Raw genomic sequence first — 19,222 nt, forward strand, 5'->3', positions numbered from 1 at the left:
CTGTCACCTGGTCCGGGCCGGGGCGGCGGCGAGCCGCCCGGCCGGGTCGAAGACGTAGATCCGGGCGGGGTCGATCGCGACCGTCAGCGGCTCGCCCAGCGGGTGCTTGTGCACGCCGGGCTGCTGCGCCACCCAGGGCCGGTCGCCGAGATGGAAATGGACGTAGGTCTCGGAGCCGCTGATCTCCGCGAGCTCGACCCGCGTCGTCACCGAGGCTTCGCCCGCGCCGGCGGCACCGAGGCGGAGATGGCCCGGCCGCACCCCGACGGTGCAGGGCCCGGCCGCCAGCCCGGCCAGGTGCCCGGCCAGAGGCACGGCGACGCCGTCGACGAGGCGCAGGGCGCCGTCCGCCACCTCGGCGGGGCCGAGATTCATCGGCGGATCGCTGAACACCTCGGCCACCCTGGTCGAGGCCGGGTTCTGGAACACCTCGACCGTCGGCCCCTGCTGCAGCAGCCGGCCTTCGTCCAGCACCACGGTGCGGCCGCCCAGGATCAGCGCCTCGGCCGGCTCGGTGGTGGCGTAGACCACGATCGCCTTGCCGCGGCGGAAGATCTCCGACAGCTCGGCCCGCAGCTCCTCGCGCAGCTTGTAGTCGAGATTGACCAGCGGCTCGTCCAGCAGCAGCAGGCCGGCGTCCTTGACCAGCGCCCGGGCGATCGCGGTGCGCTGCTGCTGGCCGCCCGACAGCTCGCCCGGCAGCCGCTCCAGGAACCGGTCGATCCGCAGCATCGAAGCGGTCTCGCGCACCCGGCGGTCGATCTCGGCCCGGCCGAGGCCCTTGAGCCGCAGCGGCGAGGCGATGTTGTCGTAGACCGTCTTCGACGGGTAGTTGATGAACTGCTGGTAGACCATGGCGACGTCGCGGTTGCGCACCGAGACGCCGGTGACGTCGCGGCCATCGGCCAGGACCCGGCCACGGCTCGGACGCTCCAGCCCCGCCATCAGCCGCATCAGCGTGGTCTTGCCGGCCTGGGTGCGGCCCAGCAGCACGGTCAGCGTGCCGGGCTCGAGCGCGAGGTCGAGCGGATGGATGTGGGTCTCCGCCCCGACCTCCCGGATCACGCCTTCGAGCACCAGCGTCACGACACGATCCTTTCCGCGGGCAGGGAGTTGCGGGCCCGGAGCCAGTCGGTGATCGCGCCGTGCGATTCGGCCGAGATATGGAGCCCCAGCTTGGACCGGCGCCACAGCACGTCCTCGGCCGTCCGCGCCCATTCCTGGTCGACCAGGTAATCGAGCTCGGCCTCGGTCAGCCCGGCGCCGAAATCGCGGCCCAGATCCTCCAGGCTCTGCGCCGACCCCAGCAGCCGGTCGACCCGGGTGCCGTAGGCGCGGGCCAGCCGGCGGGCCAGCGGCCCCGGCAGCCAGGGCCGGGCCGCGCGCAGCTTCGCCAGGAAGCCCTCGAAATCGGCGCCCGGGATGTCGCCGCCGGGCAGCGGCGCCCCGGCGGTCCACGGGGCGCCCTTGATCCCCATCACCGGCGCCAGCTTCTCCAGCGCGTGCTCGGACAGGCGGCGGAAGGTGGTGATCTTGCCGCCGAACACCGACAGGGCCGGCGCTTGGCCCTGCGGCGCGTCCAGCTCCAGCACGTAGTCGCGCGTCGCCTGGGTCGCGCTGGACGAGCCGTCGTCATAGAGCGGCCGGACGCCGGCATAGCTCCAGACCACGTCGTCCGGCGTCGGGCCGTCGGCGAAGCAGCGGCCGACCGCCTCGCACAGATAGGCCGTCTCCTCCGGCGTGATCGAGACGCCGGCCGGGTCGCCCTGGTAGTCGAGGTCGGTGGTGCCGATCAGCGAGAACTTCCCTTCATAGGGGATGACGAAGACGATGCGCCGGTCGCTGTTCTGCAGGATGAAGGCCTCGGGCCCGTCATAGAGCCGCGGCACCACGATATGGCTGCCCTTGACCAGGCGCACCCGGCTGGCGCCCGGCAGGCCGACCGTGTCGTTCAGCACATGCTTGACCCAGGGGCCGCCGGCATTGACCAAGCCGCGCGCCGAGACCCGCCGCTCGCGGCCGTCGACGCCGCGCAGGGTGGCGGTCCAGCGGCCGCTGTCGCGCTTCGCCTCGACGCATTCGGTGCGGGTCAGGATCTCGGCGCCGCGTTCCTTCGCGTCCAGCGCCGCCAGCGTCACCATGCGGGCGTCGTCGACCCAGCAGTCGGAATATTCGAAACCGCGCGTCAGATGCGGCTGCAGCACCCGGCCGATGGCGCCGCCGCGCAGCGTCAGCCCATGGCTGGCCGGCAGCAGCTTGCGGCCGCCGAGATGATCGTAGAGGAACAGGCCGAGCCGCACCATCCAGGCCGGCCGCATCGACCGGTCGTGCGGCAGCACGAATCGCAACGGCCAGATGATGTGCGGCGCCGCGCGCAGCAGCACCTCGCGCTCCATCAGCGCCTCGCGGACCAGGCGGAACTCGTAATATTCGAGATAGCGCAGCCCGCCATGGATCAGCTTGGTCGAGGCCGAGGAGGTGGCGCCGGCCAGGTCGCCCTTCTCGCAGAGCAGGACCGACAGGCCGCGCCCCGCCGCGTCGCGCGCGATGCCGACGCCGTTGACGCCGCCGCCGATGACCAGGAGGTCGTACAGCACCTCAGCCACGTTTCCTGCCTCTGTTTGCGGCCGCGCCGCTTTCGATCTTCGTAAACGAAAATCTGCCTGCGCCGCCGTTCCGATGCAATCGGAATTCGCGGCAAATGCGCAGGATCCGCCAAGACATCCCGGTTCGCATGTGCGAAAGCGAAGGCACACGATCACGATAATATCAAGTCTCGATGTGAAATTGTGAGCCGATGGATGAGATTTTATGTGAAATAGAGATTGCCTTCGCCGCCGTTCCTCGCCTAACTGTCCCCGACGCCGCCATACACATCAACCAAGGGACCATCGGAGGTCGAAGTCATGCGGACCATGACCACTCGGCTGCTGGCCGCGGCGGCCGTCGCGCTGGCTGCGGCCACTGCGCAGGCAGCCGAGATCAAGCTGCTCAACGTCTCCTACGATCCGACGCGCGAGCTGTACAAGCAGGTCAACGCCGCCTTCGCCGAGCAGTGGAAGGCCAAGACCGGCGACACCGTCACCATCGAGGCCTCGCATGGCGGCTCCGGCGCCCAGGCCCGGTCGGTGATCGACGGGCTGCAGGCCGACGTCGTCACCCTGGCCCTGGCCTACGACATCGACGCGATCGCGGCGAGGGGGCTGATCGACAAGGATTGGGTGAAGCGGCTGCCGGACAACAGCGCGCCCTACACCTCGACCATCGTGTTCCTGGTGCGCAAGGGCAATCCGCTGGAGATCAAGGACTGGCCCGACCTGGCCAAGGAAGGCGTCCAGGTGATCACCCCGAACCCGAAGACCTCGGGCGGGGCGCGCTGGAACTACCTCGCCGCCTGGGGCTATGCCCTGAAGCAGCCCGGCGGCAACGACCAGACGGCCAAGGATTTCGTGCAGAAGATCTATGCCAATGTCCCGGTGCTGGACACCGGGGCCCGCGGCTCCACCACCACCTTCGTCCAGCGCGGCATCGGCGACGTGCTGATCGCCTGGGAGAACGAGGCCTTCCTGGCGGTGAAGGAGCTGGGCCCCGACGAGTTCGACATCGTCGTGCCGTCGGTCTCGATCCTGGCCGAGCCCTCGGTCGCGGTGGTCGACAAGGTGGCCGACGCGCACGGCACCCGCGCCGTGGCCCAGGCCTATCTTGAGTTCCTGTACTCGCCCGAAGGGCAGGAGCTGGCGGCCAAGAACTTCTACCGCCCGCGCTCGCCCGAGGTGGCGGCGCGCTACAAGGACACCTTCCCGGCCGTGAATCTGTTTACCATCGACGATGTCTTCGGCGGCTGGCAGAAGGCCCAACAGGCGCATTTCTCGGATGGCGGCACCTTCGATCAGATCTACCGAAAGGGCTAGGGAAAGAGCCAGGGAGAGTCCGGCCCCGGCGGCGCGCCATGTCGGCGTGCTGCCGGGATTCGGGCTGACCCTCGGCTTTTCCCTGACCTATCTGGCGCTGCTGGTGCTGCTGCCGCTGGCGGCGCTGGTGATCCGGCCCTGGGAGCTCGGGGTCGACGGCGTCTGGCGGGTGGTGTCCTCGCCGCGCACCCTGGCGGCGCTCAAGGTCAGCTTCGGCCTGGCGCTGCTGGCCGCGGCGGTGAACGTCGTCTTCGGCACGCTGGTGGCCTGGGTGGTGACGCGCTACCGCTTCTGGGGCCGGCCGCTGATGAACGCGCTGATCGACCTGCCCTTCGCCCTGCCGACGGCGGTGGCGGGCATCGCGCTGGCGTCGCTGTACTCGCCCAAGGGCTGGCTCGGCGGGCCCTTGATGCAGCTGGGGATCAAGGCCGCTTTCGGCCCGCCCGGCATCTTCATCGCCCTCGTCTTCATCGGCCTGCCCTTCGTGGTGCGCACGGTGGAGCCGGTGCTGGAGGACCTGGACCGCGAGATCGAGGAGGCCGCCGCCACCCTCGGCGCCCGGCGCTGGCAGGTGGTGTGGCGGGTGGTGCTGCCGCTGCTGTCGCCGGCGATCCTGACCGGCTTCATCCTGGCCTTCGCCCGCGCGGTCGGCGAATACGGCTCGGTCATCTTCATCGCCGGCAACATCCCGGGCGTGTCGGAGATCGCGCCGCTGCTGATCGTGATCCGGCTGGAGGAATACGACTATGCCGGCGCCGCCACGATCGGCGCGGTGATGCTGCTGGCCGCCTTCGTCATCATCCTGGTGATCAACCTGCTGCAGCGCTGGAGCCGCAAATGGGCGGACTGACCCGCACGCTGGCGGCCGCGCGCACCCGGCTGAAGCCCGCCGAGCGACCGTGGGAGGAGCCGTTCGGCATCCGCCTGGCCCTGATCGCGATCGCCGTGGTCTTCCTCGGCCTGTTCCTGGTGCTGCCGCTGGCCGTGGTGCTGACCGAGGCGCTGCGCCGCGGCATCGACGCCTATCTGGAGGGCATCGGCAGCGACGATTCGCTGGCGGCGATCCGGCTGACCCTGACGGTCGCCGCCATCGCCGTGCCGCTGAACACGATCTTCGGCCTGGCCACGGCCTGGGCGATCGCCAAGTTCGAGTTCTGGGGCAAGAGCCTGCTGACCACGATCGTCGACCTGCCCTTCTCGGTCTCGCCGGTGATCTCGGGCCTGATCTATGTGCTGCTGTTCGGGGCCAACGGCTGGTTCGGCCCGTTCCTGGAGGCGCACGGCATCCGGGTGATCTTCACCGTCACCGGCCTCGTGATCGCCACCATCTTCGTCACCCTGCCCTTCGTGGCGCGCGAGTTGATCCCGCTGATGCAGGACCAGGGCACGGATGAGGAGGAGGCGGCGGTGCTGCTGGGCGCCAGCGGCTGGCAGACCTTCTTCCGCGTCACCCTGCCCAACGTCAAATGGGCGCTGCTGTACGGCGTGCTGCTGTGCAACGCCAGGGCGATGGGCGAGTTCGGCGCCGTCTCGGTCGTCTCCGGCCATATCCGCGGCCAGACCAACACCATGCCGCTGCAGGTCGAGATCCTCTACAACGAGTACAATTTCGTCGGCGCCTTCGCCGTCGCCTCGCTGCTCGCCGGCCTCGCCCTGGTGACGCTGGTGCTGAAGACCCTGCTCGAATGGCGGTTCCGCTCGGACCGCCACGACTCCGCGGAGAGCTGATGCCGATCGCCATCCAGGGCCTGACCAAGCGCTTCGGCCCGGTCTACGCGCTCAACGAGATCGAGCTGGAGGTGCCGGACCGCGCCTTCGTCGCCCTGCTCGGCCCCTCGGGCTCGGGCAAGACCACGCTGCTGCGCATCGTGGCGGGGCTGGAGCGGGCCGATGCCGGGCACATCCTGGTCGACGGCGCCGACATCGCCGCGGTGAAGCCGCGGCAGCGCCGGATCGGCTTCGTGTTCCAGCACTACGCCCTGTTCCGGCACATGACGGTGTTCGGCAACATCGCCTTCGGCCTGCAGGTGCGGCCCGGCGCCACCCGCCCGCCCAAGGCCGAGATCGCGCGCCGGGTCGAGGAGCTGCTGGAGCTGGTGCAGCTGCCGGGCCTCGCGCGGCGCTATCCGCGCCAGCTCTCGGGCGGCCAGCGCCAGCGCGTCGCCCTGGCCCGGGCGCTGGCGATCGAGCCCAAGCTGCTGCTGCTCGACGAGCCCTTCGGCGCGCTCGACGCCAAGGTGCGGAAGGAGCTGCGGGTGTGGCTGCGCGAGCTGCACGACCGCACCGGCCTGACCAGCCTGTTCGTCACCCACGACCAGGAGGAGGCGCTGGAGCTGGCCGACCGGGTGGTGGTGCTGCGCGACGGCCGGATCGAGCAGCAGGGCGATCCGGCGGCGCTGGTCGACAACCCGGCCACGGCCTTCGTCTCCAGCTTCCTCGGCGACGTCAACCGCCTGCCCTGCACGGTGACGGAGCCGAATGTGGTGGAGATCTCTGGGCTGCGCCTGCCGGCCGACACGCGCGGCCTCGCCCCCGGCAACAGGGCCATCGCCGACATCCGGCCGCGCGCCATCCGGCTGCTGCCGGGCGGCGCGTCAGGCGACGGGCTGGTGCCCGGCACCGCCCGGCGGGTGCTGCACAGCGCCACCACGGTGACGGTGGAGGCGGAGACGCCCCTGTCCGCCGACCCGATCCGGATCGAGGCCGACCGCTACAGCCCGGACCTGCCGGCGCTGTCGGTCGGCGACCCGGTGGCCCTGCGCCTGCCGCCGCCCTTCGTGTTCGCGGCGGAGCGGTAACAAGGACGGTCCGCGATGCGGATGGACCTGAGTCGCCCCTTCACCCGAAATAGCTACGCGATTTCGACCTCTCCCCAAGGAGAGGTGTAAGAGCGCGGCTCCGCTTCCCTCTCCTTGGGGAGAGGGAGGGGCCCGATGCCGAAGGCGACGGGAGGGTGGGGGCTCGGATCTCTCTGCCGGGATCACTGCCGATCCACTGGCCGCGGCCGGCGGGAGGGGTCGTCGGGCAAGAGGCGCGCCCAGCTGGCGATGCCGGCCAGCCCGGCGAAGACGGCGCCCAGCGCCAGGGCCAGCGCCGGCCCCTGCGCGCCCGCCAGGCCGAAGCACAGCGCCACCAGCGCCGCGCCGGTGGTCTGCCCCATCAGCCGGGCCTGGGCGACGATGCCGCTGGCACCGCCGGCACGCTCGGGCGGGGCCGAAGCCAGCAGCGCCTTCTGGTTCGGCGCCTGGAAGAAGCCGAAGCCCCAGCCGCACAGCGCCATGCGCCAGCAGATGTCGAATACGCCGGGATCCGGCGGCAGTAGGGCCAGCAGCGCCAGGCCGAGGCAGAGGATGAACAGGCCGATGCCGCCGAGGACACCGGCGGAGTAGCGGTCGGACAGCCGGCCGGCGATCGGCGCCATGATCGCCACCACCACCGGCCAGGGGGTCATCAAGAGGCCGGTCTCGACCTCGCTGCGGCCCAGCGTGGCCTGGAAGTAGAAGGGCAGCGCGACGAAGGCCAGGCCCTGAGCGGCGAAGGAGCAGGCGGCGGTGACCGCCGACAGAGCGAAGACCGGCCGCCGGAACAGGTCGAGCGGCAGCATCGGCGCCGGGTGCGCCGCCTGCCGACGCACCAGTGCCACGCCGAAAGCGAGAGCGGCGGCGAGGGCGAGCCCGATCTCCAGCGGCCCGGCCTGGTGCGCGCCCTCGCCGATCGCCAGGATCAGCAGGCCGAAGGCGCCGGCGTTCAGGACGGCGCTGATCACGTCGAAGCGGTGGGCCGAGCGCGCGGTGTGCGGCAGGGTCGGCACCGCGACGATCAGCGCGACGATGCCGAGCGGCACGTTCACCGCGAACAGCCAGGGCCAGGGCGCGACCGACAGGATGCCGGCGGCGACCGTGGGGCCGAGGGCGGAGGACACGGCCACCACCAGGGTGTTGAAGCCGATGCCGCGGCCGAGCGAGCGGCTGGGATAGCTGAAGCGGATCAGCGCCGCGTTCACGCTCATGATGCCGCTGGCGCCGAAGCCCTGCAGCACCCGCGCCGCGGTCAGGCTGGGCAGCGACCAGGCGGCGGCGCAGACCAGCGAGGCCACGGTGAACAGGGCCAGGCCGGCGATGTAGATGGTGCGGTAGCCGACGATCTCACCCAGCGCCGCCAGCGGCAGCAGCGACACCACCACCGCCAGCTGGTAGGCGTTGACGACCCAGACCGAGGCGGCCGGGCTGGCCTGCAGGTCGGCGGCGATGGTCGGCAAGGCGGTGTTGGCGATGGCGGTGTCCAGCACCGCCATGGCGATGGCGATCGACAGGGTCAGCACCGCGCCGTAGCGGCGCGGCACCGGCAGCCCGTCCGCCGCGGCCGGTACGGCTGGCACTGGCTGGTTCGTCATCGCACGCATCACGGCACCTTTCCGGATCGGCCCCTTCCGGCGGACGCATCATCGCGGCCTGCGGCGGCGGCGACCAATGCCGTGACGGCGTATCAGCCGGGACGATGCAATCGGTCGCAGCCATGACCCAGGCGCGGGCCGCGCGGCCGGTTCCCTGCCGGATCCGCCGGGCCGGCCGGGGCCCCGGCGGCGCTACACTGGCGTCGGGACGGATCCCGGGGAGGGCACGATGCATCCGAACGAGATGCTGGTCCGCCGCTGGTTCCAGGAGGTCTGGAACGAGCGGCGGCTGGAGGCCGCGGACGAGCTCCTGTGCGAGGACTGCGCCGCGACCGACCTGCACAGCGGCGCCGGCCGGTCGCGGGAGGAGATGAAGCAGCTCTGCACCAGGCTGCAGCAGGCGATCCCGGACATCACCTTCACGGTCGAGGAGGTGCTGGCCGCCGACGACCGCGTGGCCCTGCGCTGGCGGGCGCGGGGGTCCGCCGCCGGCCCGGCCGGACCGGTGCCGGTCGACATCGGCGGCCTGTCCTTCGCCCATATCGAGGGCGGCCGGGCGACACGGATCTGGGACGCCTGGGACAAGCTCGGCCTGCTGCAGCAGCTGGGCCACATCCCGCGCGAGCTGGACCCGGCGGCGATGCTGTGATGCCAGCGGCCGCCCTGGAGACCGACCTCTCCAGACCCTTCCGTCATGGCGAGGCGCGTAGCGCCGTGGCCATCCAGCAGCACACCCCCGGATGGCCACGCCCCTTCGGGGCTCGCCATGACGGGTCAATAGTTCCGGCCGCTGCTATGACCCCTCAAAGACCGATCTCTCAGGGCTGCCAGAAGGCGGGCACGAACTCGTAGCCATCGCCGACCCGGCCGACATGGCCGATGCCGGGGAAGGCCAGATGCGCGCCGGCGATCAGGACCCGGTCGGCGGCGACCCGGTCCAGCACCCGCTTGCGGCTGGCGATCGCGGCCTGCTGGTCGACGTCGAAGTTGATCGCCCAGTCCGGCTTGGCGAATTGCAGCGCCGCGGCGTGCACGATGTCGCCCCAGATCAGCAGCCGGTCGTCGCCCGACGTCACCTCGATCATGCTGTGGCCGGGGGTGTGGCCCGGCGCGGCCAGGACACGGATGCCGGGCGCGATCTCGGCCTCCTTGCCGAAGCGGGTGAGGCGGTCGCCGGCATAGGGCTTCACCGCCGCCCGGGCCATGGCGAAGAACGGATGCACCTCGGCCGGAGCGCGGGACAGGATGCCGTCATCGGTCCAGAAGCCGTATTCCGCCTCGGCCACCGCCAGCTCGGCCTTGCCGAAGACGGCGGCGCCGGCGGGGTCGATCAGGCCGTTGGCGTGGTCCGGATGCATATGGGTCAGCACCACCAGGTCGACATCGGCGGGGTCGACGCCGACGGCCTTGAGGTTGGCGCCGACCTTGCCGAGCGACGGCCCCATCGCCGCGGCGGTGCCGGTGTCGATCAGCACCAGCCGGTCGCCGGTGTTGACCAGATAGGCGTTGACCGCGGTCGGGATGGCCGCGGGCGGCTGGAAGGCCCGCTGCAGCAGCGCCTCGGCCCCGGCGCGGTCGGCGGCGGGGAACTGGTCGAGCGTGATGTTCAGCATCCCGTCGTTGATGCTGGTCACCTCGAAGGCGCCGACCTTGAAGCGGTAGAGGCCGGGAACCTGCCCGGCAGGCGGGACCGCCCGCGCCAGAACAGGCTGCGGTAGGGAGGCGAGCAGGGGCAGGGCCGGGGCGGCGAGCGCCGCGGCCAGGACATGGCGGCGGGTGAGCGACATGAAAGGCCTCCGAATGGGTCGTGATGACCCGACCCGGGGAGGCTAACCGAAACGCAGCGCGAACGCAGCGGAAACGAATCGGGGGCGCAAGCCTAGGGCAGCTTGCCCGTGGGCGGGTGCACGGTGCGGAAGGCCGCGACCAGGCCGGCGGCCTCGCTGCGCGTCGCCAGGCTGATCCGCGGCTTGCCGGCGGCGATGTCGGCCTTGAGGTCCCTCAGCAGCGCGTCGATCCGGCCGAGCAGCTCCTCATGGTTCAGCCCGGCCCGCTCATGCTCGACGCTGCGCTCGTCGGAGACGGTCTGGAACAGGGAGCCGAGCCAGTCCACCAGCTCGTCGGCGCGGCTGAACAGCTTCTGCCGGCCGTCCTCCTCATAGACGATCACCGGCTCGATCTCGGTCGCCATGGCGCAGCCCTCCCGGGAGTTGCGGTCCGCATCGCGGGCGATGCCTGAATTGCAACAGCGGGACGGGGCAACGGTTCCGCAGCCTGCGGGCTACTGGTCCCCCATCTTCAGCGCGGCGATGAAGGCGCTCTGCGGGATCTCGACCTCGCCGAACTGGCGCATCCGCTTCTTGCCTTCCTTCTGCTTGTCCAGCAGCTTGCGCTTGCGGCTGACGTCGCCGCCATAGCACTTGGCCAGCACGTCCTTGCGCAGGGCGGAGATCGATTCGCGGGCGATCACCTTGCCGCCGATCGCCGCCTGGATGGCGATCTTGAACAGCTGCTTCGGGATCAGGTCCTTCAGCCGCTCGCACAGGTGCCGGCCGCGGCGGTCGGCCTGGCTGCGATGGACGATCATCGCCAGCGCGTCGACCGGCTCCTGGTTCACCAGGATCGACAGCTTCACCAGGTCGCCCTCGCGGTAGCTGTCGATCTGGTAGTCGAAGCTGGCATAGCCGCGGCTGATCGACTTGAGGCGGTCGTAGAAGTCGAACACCACCTCGTTCAGCGGCAGGCGGTAGACCAGCATGGCCCGGCCGCCGACATAGGTCATCTCCACCTGCTCGCCGCGCCGCTCGGTGCACAGCTGCAGGATGCCGCCGAGATACTCGTCCGGCAGCATGATCGTGGCCTTGATCCAGGGCTCCTCGATCCGGTCGATCTTCATCACGTCCGGCATGTCGGCCGGGTTGTGCAGGTCCAGCACCGACCCGTCGGTCAGGTGCAGCTTGTAGACCACCGACGGCGCGGTGGTGATCAGGTCGAGGTCGAACTCGCGCTCCAGCCGCTCCTGGATGATCTCGAGGTGCAGCAGGCCCAGGAAGCCGCAGCGGAAGCCGAAGCCCAGCGCGGCCGAGGTCTCGGCCTCGAAATGGAAGCTGGCGTCGTTGAGGGCGAGCTTGCCCAGGCTGTCGCGCAGCCGCTCGAAATCGCCGGAATCGGTCGGGAACAGGCCGCACCAGACCACCGGGACCGAGGGCTTGAAGCCGGGCAGCGGCGCCTCGGCCGGGCGGCGGTCCTCGGTGATGGTGTCGCCGACCTTGGTCTCGACGATCTCCTTGATCCCGGCGGTGACGAAGCCGACCTCGCCGGGGCCGAGCTCGCGCACCTGCACCGCCTTCGGCGTGAAGTAGCCGACGCGGTCGAGCTCGCGCGCCGCGCCGGTCGCCATGAAGCGGATCTTCTGGCCGACCTTCAGCGTGCCCTCGACCACCCGCACCAGGATGACGACGCCGAGATAGGGGTCGTACCAGCTGTCGATCAGCAGCGCCTTGAGCGGGGCGGTCGGGTCGGCCTGCTTCGGCGGCGGCAGGCGGTGGACGATCGCCTCCAGCACATCGTCGATGCCGAGGCCGGTCTTGGCCGAGATCGGCACCGCGTCCGACGCGTCGAGGCCGATCACGTCCTCGATCTGCTGCTTCACCCGCTCCGGCTCCGCCGCCGGCAGGTCGATCTTGTTGAGGACCGGCACCACCTCGTGGTTGGCGTCGATCGCCTGGTAGACATTGGCCAGGGTCTGCGCCTCGACACCCTGCGAGGCATCGACCACCAGCAGCGAGCCCTCGCAGGCGGCGAGCGACCGGCTGACCTCGTAGGCGAAGTCGACATGGCCGGGCGTGTCCATCAGGTTCAGCTGATAGGTCTCGCCGTCGCGGGCGGTGTAGGTCAGGCGCACGGTCTGCGCCTTGATGGTGATGCCCCGCTCCCGTTCGATGTCCATCGAGTCCAGGAGCTGCGCCTTCATCTCGCGCTGCTCGATGCCGCCACAGCGCTCGATCAGCCGGTCCGCCAGGGTGGATTTGCCGTGGTCGATATGGGCGATGATCGAGAAGTTGCGGATATGGTCCTGGGGAAAGCTCATCGCATGCGCCTGGAGACGTGATCGGCCCGGACCATAAGGGCAGCGGGCCCAAAGCGAAAGGGCCCGGTCGAAACCGGGCCCGTCCGTGTCTTAGATTCGGCAGGGATCAGTGCAGCTTGCCGCCGAGATCCGCGATCGCGTCGTCGATCAGCGCCGACCCCTTGGCCGGGTCGGCGGCGAGCTGCCGGCCGACCAGGTCACGGGCGGCCGTGACGGCGACGCCGACCGCGGTCGACCGAACCTCGGCCAGCGCCTGGGCCTCGGCCTGGGCGATGCGCTCCAGCGCCATGGCCTCGCGCCGCTTCATCGCCTCCTCGATGTCCACCGCCGCCTTCTCGCGCAGGCGCTGGGCATCGTGCTTGGCGCGCTCGATGATCGCCGCGGCCTCGGCCGCCGCCTCGCGCTGGCGCGCCTGCGCCTGGGCGAGATGGCCTTCGGCCTCGCTGCGCAGCCGCTCCGCCTCCGCCAGATCCTCGCGGATCCGCTCGGTGCGCTTGTCGACCACCCCGAGGATGGCCGAGCGGGCCTTCACCGCCAGCAGCACCAGGAGCAGGACCAGCGCCGCGGCCAGCACCCATTCGACCGCGCCGTGGGTGTCTTCCTCGGCGTGCTCGATATGCTGGAGCTCGGTCTGGGCGTGGCCCGCATCCTGGGCGTGCGCGGCGCCGATGAAGACCTCGTTCGCGATGATGTCGAGAACGCTCATCGGGCCCCTCCCAGCGCGCCGTCGACCGCGGCGGTGACCGTGGCCTGGTCCGGCGCCGTGCCGGTCAGCTTGGCGGCCAGAACGCCGGCCACCTCGGTCGCGATGTCGCGGGCGTCGGCCTTCAGATCGGCGCGGATCTTGCCGATCCGGGCCTCGGCCTCGGCGGTCCGGGCGGCGAGCTCCGCGGCGAAGGCGGCCTGGCGGCGCGCCGTCAGCTCCGCGATCTCCTGATTCGCGGCGGCGATGGCGGCCTGGGCCTCGCCCCGAGCCTTGGCCAGCGCGGCCTCATAGGCCTGGCTGACCGTTTCGGTCTCGTTGCGCACGGCCTCGGCCCGCTCCAGATCGCCGGCGATCTTGGCGGCGCGCTGGTCGATCGTCTCCGCCAGCCGCGGCAGCAGCCGGCGCGACAAGAGCCAGTACAGAGCGATGAAGACGACCGCGAGCCAGAACAGCTGCGACGCAAACCACTCGGGATTGAACTGTGGCATCCGACTCCCCCTGCCGGGCCGGCCCCGGGCCGCTAGGGCTGCGGCCGGCCCATGACGTTAGGCAGCGAGATCGTCAGGCGAACAGCGCGATCAGCGCGACGATCAGCGCGAACAGCGCGATGGCTTCCGTCACGGCGAAGCCGATCCAGATGCTGGCGCCGATCTCTTCCTTGGCCGCCGGGTTGCGGGCGAGCGCGCCGATGTAGCTGGCCCAGACGTTGCCCACGCCGATGCCGGCGCCGATCATGCCGATCGCAGCGAGGCCCGCGCCGATGAACTTGGCAGCTTCGAGTTCCATTTTCTCTTCCTTCGTGGATGGGTTCTGGTGGTTGGACCGGAACGGTTCGCGGGCTGCGATCCGTCAGTGGAGGTGCAGCGCGTCGTGCAGGTAGACGCAGCTGAGGATGGTGAAGATGTAGGCCTGCAGCACGGCGATGAAGAGCTCGAGCAGCGTCAGCGGCACCAGGAAGGCGAAGGGCACGATGCCGCCGATGCCGAGGGCGATGACGAAGCCGCCGATGACCTTCAGCAGCACGTGGCCGACCGTCATGTTGGCGAACAGTCGGACGGAGAGGCTGATCGGCCGCGACAGGTAGGAGATCAGCTCGACCGGCACCAGGATCACCGCGGTCCACAGGGGCGCGCCGTGCGGGAAGAACATCCGCAGGTAGCCGGCGCCGTGCCGCGCGAAGCCGATCACCGTGACGCCCAGGAACACCACGAAGGCCAGGGCGAAGGTGACGATGATGTGGCTGGTGAAGGTGAAGGTGCCGGGAATGATCCCGATCACGTTGCCGAACAGGATGAAGATGAACAGCGTGAAGATGAAGGGGAAGTATTTCATCCCCTCCTTGCCGGCGTTGTCGCGGATCATGTTGGCGACAAGCTCGTACAGCATCTCGGCGAAGGACTGCACCCGGCCCGGGACCAGGGCGCCGCGGGCGCCGAAGAACAGCACCGCCGAAGCGACGCCGGCGGCGATCACCATGAACAGCGACGAGTTGGTGAAGGAGAGATCCAGGCCGCCGATGTCGACGTGCAGGATCTTCTGGATCTGGAACTGCTCGGTTGGCGACGCCACGCCTTATCTCCCGCCCCGGTTTCGCTCCGCCTGTTCGGCGGCCCGCTTCGCCTTCGCCGCCCGGTCCAGCTCCATGCCGGTCCGGTAGACATTCATCAAGCCGGCCGTCGCACCCAGGATGAAGAACAGAATCAACAACCAGGGCCGCGTGCCGAGCCATCGGTCGAGACCCCAGCCGATTCCGGCGCCGACCACGATCGCGGCGAGCAGCTCGACCGCGATTCGGAAGCCGGCGGCCATGCCAGCACGGCCGACATCGCGCCCGTCATCCCCGCCCTTCGCCTCGCGCCCCGCCCCCGGCAGCTTCGACTTCGCCTCCTTCAGGCGGCGGTCGAAATCCGAAAGCGGCGGCGGGTTCTGGTCGTTCTGGGTCACGTCGTCGGACACCCTTTCGGGCGGCGGCCACCCCCACCTCAAGCGGCGCGCACCTTAGTGACGGTGCGGTGTTCCGTCAAGGCGACAAACGGACGGCGAAACCGGCCGGTTCCGCGGCGCTGGCCGCGGCCCGCTCCGCCGGGCTAGAGTCGGTCATGCTCAGCCCGCTCCTGGCCGTCGCGGCGATCCTCGCCGGCATCACCATCGTCTCGCTCGGCCAGGGCGTCTTCTCGACCCTGGTGCCGGTGCGGCTGACCGAAGCCGGGCTGTCGGCCGACCGGGTCGGCCTGGTGGTCGCGGCCAGCGCCCTCGGCTTCCTGATCGGCTGCCTGTTCGTCGGCCGGCTGATCCGCCTGGTCGGCCATATCCGCGCCTTCTCCGCCTTCGCCGCCGCCTCCTGCCTGGCCGGCCTGGCGCTGCCTTGGACCGTCGGGCTGCCCGGCTGGTTCCTGCTGCGTCTGGCCATGGGCTTCTGCTCCGCCGGGCTGTTCATGGTGGCCGAGAGCTGGCTGAACGAGCTGACGCCGCGGCATCTGCGCGGCCGCATCCTGACCAGCTACGTCGTCGTGGTGATGCTGGCGCTGGGCGCCGGCCAGGCTCTGCTGACCGTGCTCGACACCAGTGACGTGCTGCCCTTCGTCCTGGCCTCGGCCGCCTTCACCCTGGCGCTGATCCCGGTGACGCTGACCCGGTCGCGCCACCCCAGCGTGCCGCACCGGATCCGGCCGATCCTGGGCAAGGCCTACCGCAACTCCCCGGTCGGCGCGGTCGGCTGCGTCGTGGTCGGGCTGGTGGCGGCGACGCTGCAGGGCGTGGCCCCGGTCTGGGGCGTGCATCGCGGCTTCTCCACCGCCGAGATCGCGACGCTGATGGCGGCGACCCAGATCGGCGGCCTGCTGTGCCAATGGCCGCTCGGCTGGCTGTCCGACCGGATCGACCGGCGCTGGGTGATCCTGGCCGCGGCGGCCTGCACCATCGTCGCCGCGCTCGGCAGCATCGCCGCGGGCCGGGCGGAGGCCTTCGCCCTGTTGATCGTGCTGTTCGCGCTGTGGGGCGGCATGGCCGAGGCGATCTACCCGCTGTCGGTCGCCCATGCCAACGACCACGCCAGGCCGCAGGACTACGTGCCGCTGGCCGGGACGCTGCTGATCCTGTGGTCGGTCGGCTCCTCCGCCGGGCCGCTGGTCGCGACCGTGGCGATGGAGCGGCTGGGCCCGGACGCGCTGTTCGCCTATGTCGCGCTGCTGGTCGGCGCCTTCGCCGGCTTCGTGCTGTGGCGCATGGCCCGGCGCGGCCGGGTCGCCGCCGGCGAGGCGGAGCATTTCGTGGGCCTCGCCGCCGGCTCCAGCCCCGCCCCCGCCGAGCTGGACCCCCGCATCCGCCCGGAGGACGAGGCCGAGGCCGAGCCGGGCTATGACGACTGCGAGGACGTGCCGGCGCGGTAAGGCGGCGATTCCATCCCGTTTCGTTCTGCTCTAGGGTCGCGGGCCGCATCGCAGAGAGGGCCCATGCGCATCGCCACCTGGAACATCAACTCCGTCCGCCTGCGCCAGGAGCTGGTGCTGCGCCTGATCGACGAGACCGCGCCCGACATCATCTGCCTGCAGGAGACCAAGACCCCGGACCACAGCTTCCCGCACCAGCCCTTCGTCGACCTCGGCTACCGGCACATCGCGATCTCCGGCATGAAGGGCTACAACGGCGTCGCCGTGATCTCGCGCCTGCCCTTCGAGAGCCACGAGATCCGCCACTGGTGCGGCAAGGAGGACTGCCGCCACATCGCCATCCGCCTGCCGGACGGCACCGAGGTGCACAACCTCTATATCCCGGCCGGCGGCGACATCCCGGACCCGGCGGTGAACGAGAAGTTCGCCCACAAGCTGCAGTTCCTGGACGAGATGACGGCCTGGTGGCCGGAGAACCGGAACCGGGACCAGAAGCTGATCCTGGTCGGCGACCTGAACATCGCGCCGCTGGAGCACGACGTCTGGTCGCACAAGCAGCTGCTGGACGTGGTCAGCCACACCCCGATCGAGGTCGAGAAGCTGACGGCGATGCAGTCGACGCTGGGCTGGGTCGACAGCGCCCGCACCTTCGTGCCGCCGGACCAGAAGCTGTACACGTGGTGGAGCTACCGCGCCACGGACTGGCAGGCCTCCGACCGCGGCCGGCGCCTCGACCACATCTGGGTCACCCCGCCGCTGGCCGGCGGCCTGAAGGCGCACCGCACCCTGCGCGAGGCGCGCGGCTGGGAGCCGAAGCCGAGCGACCACGTGCCGGTGGTGGTCGACGTCGAGGTGTGAGGGGCAGCGTACCGCCCTTTACTCAACCGCCTCCGCAAAGCCGGCCAGGGTGGCTTCCCAGGCCTCCGGGCCGTCGAAGACCTGCCGCATCCGGTCGGCCGCCTGGCCATAGCCGTCGAGCCGGTGCTCTAGCTCTACCAGCGTGCCGTCGCCATCGGCGGAGAACCGCACCTCGACCTCCGTCACCAGATCCGGGTCGAAGCGCCACTGGGTGCTGATCTGCCAGGCCAGGACCAGTCGGCCGGGCGGCTCCCAGGCCAGCACCCGGCCCCACTGGCATTCGGTGCCGTCCTCGCCGCGCTCGAACCAGCGGCCGCCGGCCTGCGGCTCCACCACCACCTCCCGGATCGGCGAGCTGCCGATCGAGTGCCGGCGCGGCCACCAGCGGGTCATGCCGGCGGTGAAGATGTCGAAGGCGCGCCGGGGCTCGGCCTTGACCCGGACGCTCTTGCGGACGGGGGCGACGGCGATGGTCGGTGTCATCGGCTCTCCTCCTCTGTCGTCGTGGCTTCGGCCTCGGCCGCGAAGGTGGCCAGGGCCTGGTCCCAGAACTGGTCCAGCCAGGCCCGCAGGGCGCCCAGCCCCTTGGGGTCGATGAAATAGACCCGGCGGACCCCGTCGGCCCGGTCGGCCACCAGCCCGGCGTCGCGCAGGACCTTCAGATGCTGCGACACGGCCGGCCGGCTGACCGGCAGGCCCTCGGCGATGCGGCCGACCGGCTTGGGCCCGGTCCGCAGCCGCTCGAACACCGCCCGGCGGGTCGGGTCGGCCAATGCCGCGAGCGCTTTATCGTAAGCCATGACTTACCGTAAGTATTGACTTACTCACTGTCAAGCCAGACGGCGGTCGGCTTCGCGGAGGCCGGAGATCAAAAGCCTCCTCGGTGAGGACGCTAGCCCGGCAGGGGACGACGGTAGAGGTAGTACCGCCCGGGCGAGACGCCGGGGGGCTCCGGCAGCTCCTGCCACCCCAGCCCGGCGAAGGCGATGTTGGCGACGACCACGCCGCCCGGCACCAGCACCGGCACCAGCAGCGGTCCCAGCGCCGCCGCCAGAGCCCGGTTGGCCGCATCGTCGCCGGAGCCGAGATCGGCATGGATCAGCGCCATGCCGTCGCGATGCGCCGCGACGAAGCCCGGCATGGTCTCCAGCACCTCGCCCAGCACCATGCGGTCGCGGGGCGGGATGCAGGCGGGATGCGCCGCGACCCGGCGGTCGAACACCCAGATCGCGCGGTCCGGCAGCTTCTCGCGCAGATGGTCGTAGGTTCGGCCGTTGCCGAGGCCGAGCTCCATGACGTCGCCCGGCAGGCCGGCAATGGCCCGCGCGGCCCAGTCGAGACAGGCGCGCTGCGCCTGCATCCGGCGGATGAAGCTGTCGAGGCGACTCACGATCCGGGTCAGGCCGTCTGGCGGGCGCGGGCCGCTTCCTTGGTGGTCCGTTCGAGGCGCAGCGCCAGGACGCGCATGATCTCGATCGCCATCTGCGGGAACTCCGTGATCATGCGGAAGAACTGGTCCTTGGCGATGACCAGGGCGGTGACGTCGGTGCGCGCCTGCACCGTCGCGGTGCGCGGCACGTCGCAGAGGATGGCGATCTCGCCGACGAAGTCGTTGCGGCCGACCGAGGCCACGGTCAGGGGCCCGGTCTCGGCGTCGACGATCACGTCGGCCTCGCCGTCGATGATGATGAAGGCGGCGCGGCCGATCTCCCCCTGCCGGCACAGCACCTGCCCCGCGGGGAAGCGGACACGCTCGCTGGTGAAGGCCAGAAGCTTCAGCTTCGACGTGTCGATGTTGGCGAAGAGCGGGATCCGCTTCAGCAACTCGACTTCTTCCGCAAGGCTCACCGATCCGTCCTCCAGCTCCCTGTTTGC

22 protein-coding genes are annotated in these 19,222 nt (G+C 70.7%); 7 read left to right on the forward strand and 15 right to left on the reverse strand.

The genetic code is table 11. The features are described from left to right. Positions 1 to 3 precede the first annotated feature (3 nt). Complete coding sequence (locus tag G537_RS0130125; RefSeq protein ID WP_026873207.1) at positions 4 to 1,086, reverse strand: ABC transporter ATP-binding protein; 1,083 nt, start codon at positions 1,084 to 1,086, stop codon at positions 4 to 6. After that, on the reverse strand, positions 1,083 to 2,606 hold the full coding sequence (gene glpD / locus G537_RS0130130; protein WP_034853512.1) for a glycerol-3-phosphate dehydrogenase: 1,524 nt from the start codon (positions 2,604 to 2,606) through the stop codon (positions 1,083 to 1,085). The genes G537_RS0130125 and glpD overlap by 4 nt, the downstream gene beginning before the upstream one ends. Positions 2,607 to 2,906: 300 nt before the next feature. Between glpD and G537_RS0130135 the strand changes: the two genes are divergently transcribed. From G537_RS0130135 to G537_RS0130150, 4 genes are read left to right on the forward strand one after another with little or no spacing between them, the layout of a single operon-like run. Next, positions 2,907 to 3,911 carry a sulfate ABC transporter substrate-binding protein gene (locus G537_RS0130135; protein WP_026873209.1) on the forward strand — a complete coding sequence of 335 codons (1,005 nt, stop codon included), beginning with the start codon at positions 2,907 to 2,909 and terminating at the stop codon, positions 3,909 to 3,911. After that, positions 3,874 to 4,761, forward strand: coding sequence for a sulfate ABC transporter permease subunit CysT (cysT, locus tag G537_RS0130140; protein WP_081689151.1), 888 nt, complete (start codon positions 3,874 to 3,876; stop codon positions 4,759 to 4,761). Before G537_RS0130135 ends, cysT begins: the two co-directional genes overlap by 38 nt. Further along, positions 4,749 to 5,639, forward strand: coding sequence for a sulfate ABC transporter permease subunit CysW (gene cysW, locus G537_RS40805; protein ID WP_034853514.1), 891 nt, complete (start codon positions 4,749 to 4,751; stop codon positions 5,637 to 5,639). Before cysT ends, cysW begins: the two co-directional genes overlap by 13 nt. Continuing rightward, on the forward strand, positions 5,639 to 6,709 hold the full coding sequence (locus tag G537_RS0130150; protein ID WP_026873211.1) for a sulfate/molybdate ABC transporter ATP-binding protein: 1,071 nt from the start codon (positions 5,639 to 5,641) through the stop codon (positions 6,707 to 6,709). The genes cysW and G537_RS0130150 overlap by 1 nt, the downstream gene beginning before the upstream one ends. A 182-nt stretch (positions 6,710 to 6,891) precedes the next feature. Here G537_RS0130150 and G537_RS0130155 read toward each other — a convergent pair whose 3' ends face one another. Continuing rightward, a complete protein-coding gene (locus G537_RS0130155) occupies positions 6,892 to 8,304 on the reverse strand; it encodes an MFS transporter (RefSeq protein WP_211230559.1) in 1,413 nt (470 codons plus the stop codon). 229 nt (positions 8,305 to 8,533) lie between these two features. Here G537_RS0130155 and G537_RS42540 point away from each other — a divergent pair, with 229 nt between their 5' ends. Beyond that, positions 8,534 to 8,953 carry an ester cyclase gene (locus G537_RS42540; RefSeq protein ID WP_051249321.1) on the forward strand — a complete coding sequence of 140 codons (420 nt, stop codon included), beginning with the start codon at positions 8,534 to 8,536 and terminating at the stop codon, positions 8,951 to 8,953. A 169-nt stretch (positions 8,954 to 9,122) separates the two neighbouring features. On the opposite strand, the gene G537_RS0130165 is transcribed toward G537_RS42540, so the two are convergent. The 8 genes from G537_RS0130165 to G537_RS45275 form a co-directional block, all read right to left on the reverse strand. Further along, positions 9,123 to 10,091, reverse strand: a complete 969-nt coding sequence (locus tag G537_RS0130165) for an MBL fold metallo-hydrolase (RefSeq protein WP_026873213.1) — start codon at positions 10,089 to 10,091, stop codon at positions 9,123 to 9,125. A 92-nt stretch (positions 10,092 to 10,183) separates the two neighbouring features. After that, positions 10,184 to 10,495: a hypothetical protein gene (locus tag G537_RS0130170; RefSeq protein WP_026873214.1), complete on the reverse strand. Its 312-nt coding sequence runs from the start codon at positions 10,493 to 10,495 to the stop codon at positions 10,184 to 10,186. A gap of 90 nt (positions 10,496 to 10,585) precedes the next feature. After that, on the reverse strand, positions 10,586 to 12,394 hold the full coding sequence (gene lepA, locus G537_RS0130175) for a translation elongation factor 4 (RefSeq protein ID WP_026873215.1): 1,809 nt from the start codon (positions 12,392 to 12,394) through the stop codon (positions 10,586 to 10,588). A gap of 106 nt (positions 12,395 to 12,500) precedes the next feature. After that, positions 12,501 to 13,100 (reverse strand): F0F1 ATP synthase subunit B family protein, encoded by a 600-nt coding sequence (locus G537_RS0130180; RefSeq protein WP_051249322.1) that lies wholly within the window; start codon positions 13,098 to 13,100, stop codon positions 12,501 to 12,503. Then, positions 13,097 to 13,588, reverse strand: coding sequence for a F0F1 ATP synthase subunit B family protein (locus tag G537_RS0130185; RefSeq protein ID WP_026873217.1), 492 nt, complete (start codon positions 13,586 to 13,588; stop codon positions 13,097 to 13,099). The genes G537_RS0130180 and G537_RS0130185 overlap by 4 nt, the downstream gene beginning before the upstream one ends. Before the next feature lie 73 nt (positions 13,589 to 13,661). Further along, complete coding sequence (locus tag G537_RS0130190; protein ID WP_026873218.1) at positions 13,662 to 13,886, reverse strand: F0F1 ATP synthase subunit C; 225 nt, start codon at positions 13,884 to 13,886, stop codon at positions 13,662 to 13,664. A gap of 63 nt (positions 13,887 to 13,949) precedes the next feature. Then, positions 13,950 to 14,669, reverse strand: a complete 720-nt coding sequence (locus G537_RS0130195; protein WP_026873219.1) for a F0F1 ATP synthase subunit A — start codon at positions 14,667 to 14,669, stop codon at positions 13,950 to 13,952. A 3-nt stretch (positions 14,670 to 14,672) separates the two neighbouring features. Further along, positions 14,673 to 15,056, reverse strand: a complete 384-nt coding sequence (locus G537_RS45275; RefSeq protein ID WP_051249323.1) for an AtpZ/AtpI family protein — start codon at positions 15,054 to 15,056, stop codon at positions 14,673 to 14,675. Between the two features lie 143 nt (positions 15,057 to 15,199). Here G537_RS45275 and G537_RS40815 point away from each other — a divergent pair, with 143 nt between their 5' ends. Next, entirely contained in the window at positions 15,200 to 16,489 is a 1,290-nt protein-coding gene (locus G537_RS40815) for an MFS transporter (protein WP_051249324.1), read from the forward strand. 63 nt (positions 16,490 to 16,552) lie between these two features. After that, entirely contained in the window at positions 16,553 to 17,347 is a 795-nt protein-coding gene (gene xth / locus G537_RS0130210; RefSeq protein WP_026873221.1) for an exodeoxyribonuclease III, read from the forward strand. An 18-nt stretch (positions 17,348 to 17,365) separates the two neighbouring features. Here xth and G537_RS0130215 read toward each other — a convergent pair whose 3' ends face one another. The 4 genes from G537_RS0130215 to G537_RS0130230 all read right to left on the reverse strand — a co-directional run bounded on the left by G537_RS0130215 (position 17,366) and on the right by G537_RS0130230 (position 19,195). Further along, positions 17,366 to 17,830, reverse strand: a complete 465-nt coding sequence (locus tag G537_RS0130215) for an SRPBCC family protein (RefSeq protein WP_026873222.1) — start codon at positions 17,828 to 17,830, stop codon at positions 17,366 to 17,368. Further along, entirely contained in the window at positions 17,827 to 18,147 is a 321-nt protein-coding gene (locus G537_RS0130220) for an ArsR/SmtB family transcription factor (RefSeq protein ID WP_026873223.1), read from the reverse strand. The genes G537_RS0130215 and G537_RS0130220 overlap by 4 nt, the downstream gene beginning before the upstream one ends. Before the next feature lie 92 nt (positions 18,148 to 18,239). Continuing rightward, positions 18,240 to 18,737, reverse strand: coding sequence for a class I SAM-dependent methyltransferase (locus G537_RS0130225; RefSeq protein WP_026873224.1), 498 nt, complete (start codon positions 18,735 to 18,737; stop codon positions 18,240 to 18,242). Between the two features lie 8 nt (positions 18,738 to 18,745). Then, on the reverse strand, positions 18,746 to 19,195 hold the full coding sequence (locus G537_RS0130230) for a cyclic nucleotide-binding domain-containing protein (RefSeq protein WP_026873225.1): 450 nt from the start codon (positions 19,193 to 19,195) through the stop codon (positions 18,746 to 18,748). Positions 19,196 to 19,222 lie beyond the last annotated feature (27 nt).

Source organism: Inquilinus limosus DSM 16000 (assembly GCF_000423185.1).
GTDB lineage: Bacteria > Pseudomonadota > Alphaproteobacteria > DSM-16000 > Inquilinaceae > Inquilinus > Inquilinus limosus.

Coding starts and splice junctions, on each gene's coding strand:
- G537_RS0130190 (WP_026873218.1), bottom strand. CDS start 13,886: ATGGAACTCGAAGCTGCCAAGTTCATCGGCGCGGGCCTCGCTGCGATC.
- cysW (WP_034853514.1), top strand. CDS start 4,749: ATGGGCGGACTGACCCGCACGCTGGCGGCCGCGCGCACCCGGCTGAAG.
- lepA (WP_026873215.1), bottom strand. CDS start 12,394: ATGAGCTTTCCCCAGGACCATATCCGCAACTTCTCGATCATCGCCCAT.
- G537_RS0130150 (WP_026873211.1), top strand. CDS start 5,639: ATGCCGATCGCCATCCAGGGCCTGACCAAGCGCTTCGGCCCGGTCTAC.
- G537_RS0130135 (WP_026873209.1), top strand. CDS start 2,907: ATGCGGACCATGACCACTCGGCTGCTGGCCGCGGCGGCCGTCGCGCTG.
- G537_RS0130165 (WP_026873213.1), bottom strand. CDS start 10,091: ATGTCGCTCACCCGCCGCCATGTCCTGGCCGCGGCGCTCGCCGCCCCG.
- G537_RS40815 (WP_051249324.1), top strand. CDS start 15,200: ATGCTCAGCCCGCTCCTGGCCGTCGCGGCGATCCTCGCCGGCATCACC.
- G537_RS0130170 (WP_026873214.1), bottom strand. CDS start 10,495: ATGGCGACCGAGATCGAGCCGGTGATCGTCTATGAGGAGGACGGCCGG.
- G537_RS0130215 (WP_026873222.1), bottom strand. CDS start 17,830: ATGACACCGACCATCGCCGTCGCCCCCGTCCGCAAGAGCGTCCGGGTC.
- G537_RS0130220 (WP_026873223.1), bottom strand. CDS start 18,147: ATGGCTTACGATAAAGCGCTCGCGGCATTGGCCGACCCGACCCGCCGG.
- G537_RS42540 (WP_051249321.1), top strand. CDS start 8,534: ATGCATCCGAACGAGATGCTGGTCCGCCGCTGGTTCCAGGAGGTCTGG.
- G537_RS0130155 (WP_211230559.1), bottom strand. CDS start 8,304: ATGACGAACCAGCCAGTGCCAGCCGTACCGGCCGCGGCGGACGGGCTG.
- cysT (WP_081689151.1), top strand. CDS start 3,874: ATGGCGGCACCTTCGATCAGATCTACCGAAAGGGCTAGGGAAAGAGCC.
- G537_RS0130180 (WP_051249322.1), bottom strand. CDS start 13,100: ATGAGCGTTCTCGACATCATCGCGAACGAGGTCTTCATCGGCGCCGCG.
- G537_RS0130185 (WP_026873217.1), bottom strand. CDS start 13,588: ATGCCACAGTTCAATCCCGAGTGGTTTGCGTCGCAGCTGTTCTGGCTC.
- xth (WP_026873221.1), top strand. CDS start 16,553: ATGCGCATCGCCACCTGGAACATCAACTCCGTCCGCCTGCGCCAGGAG.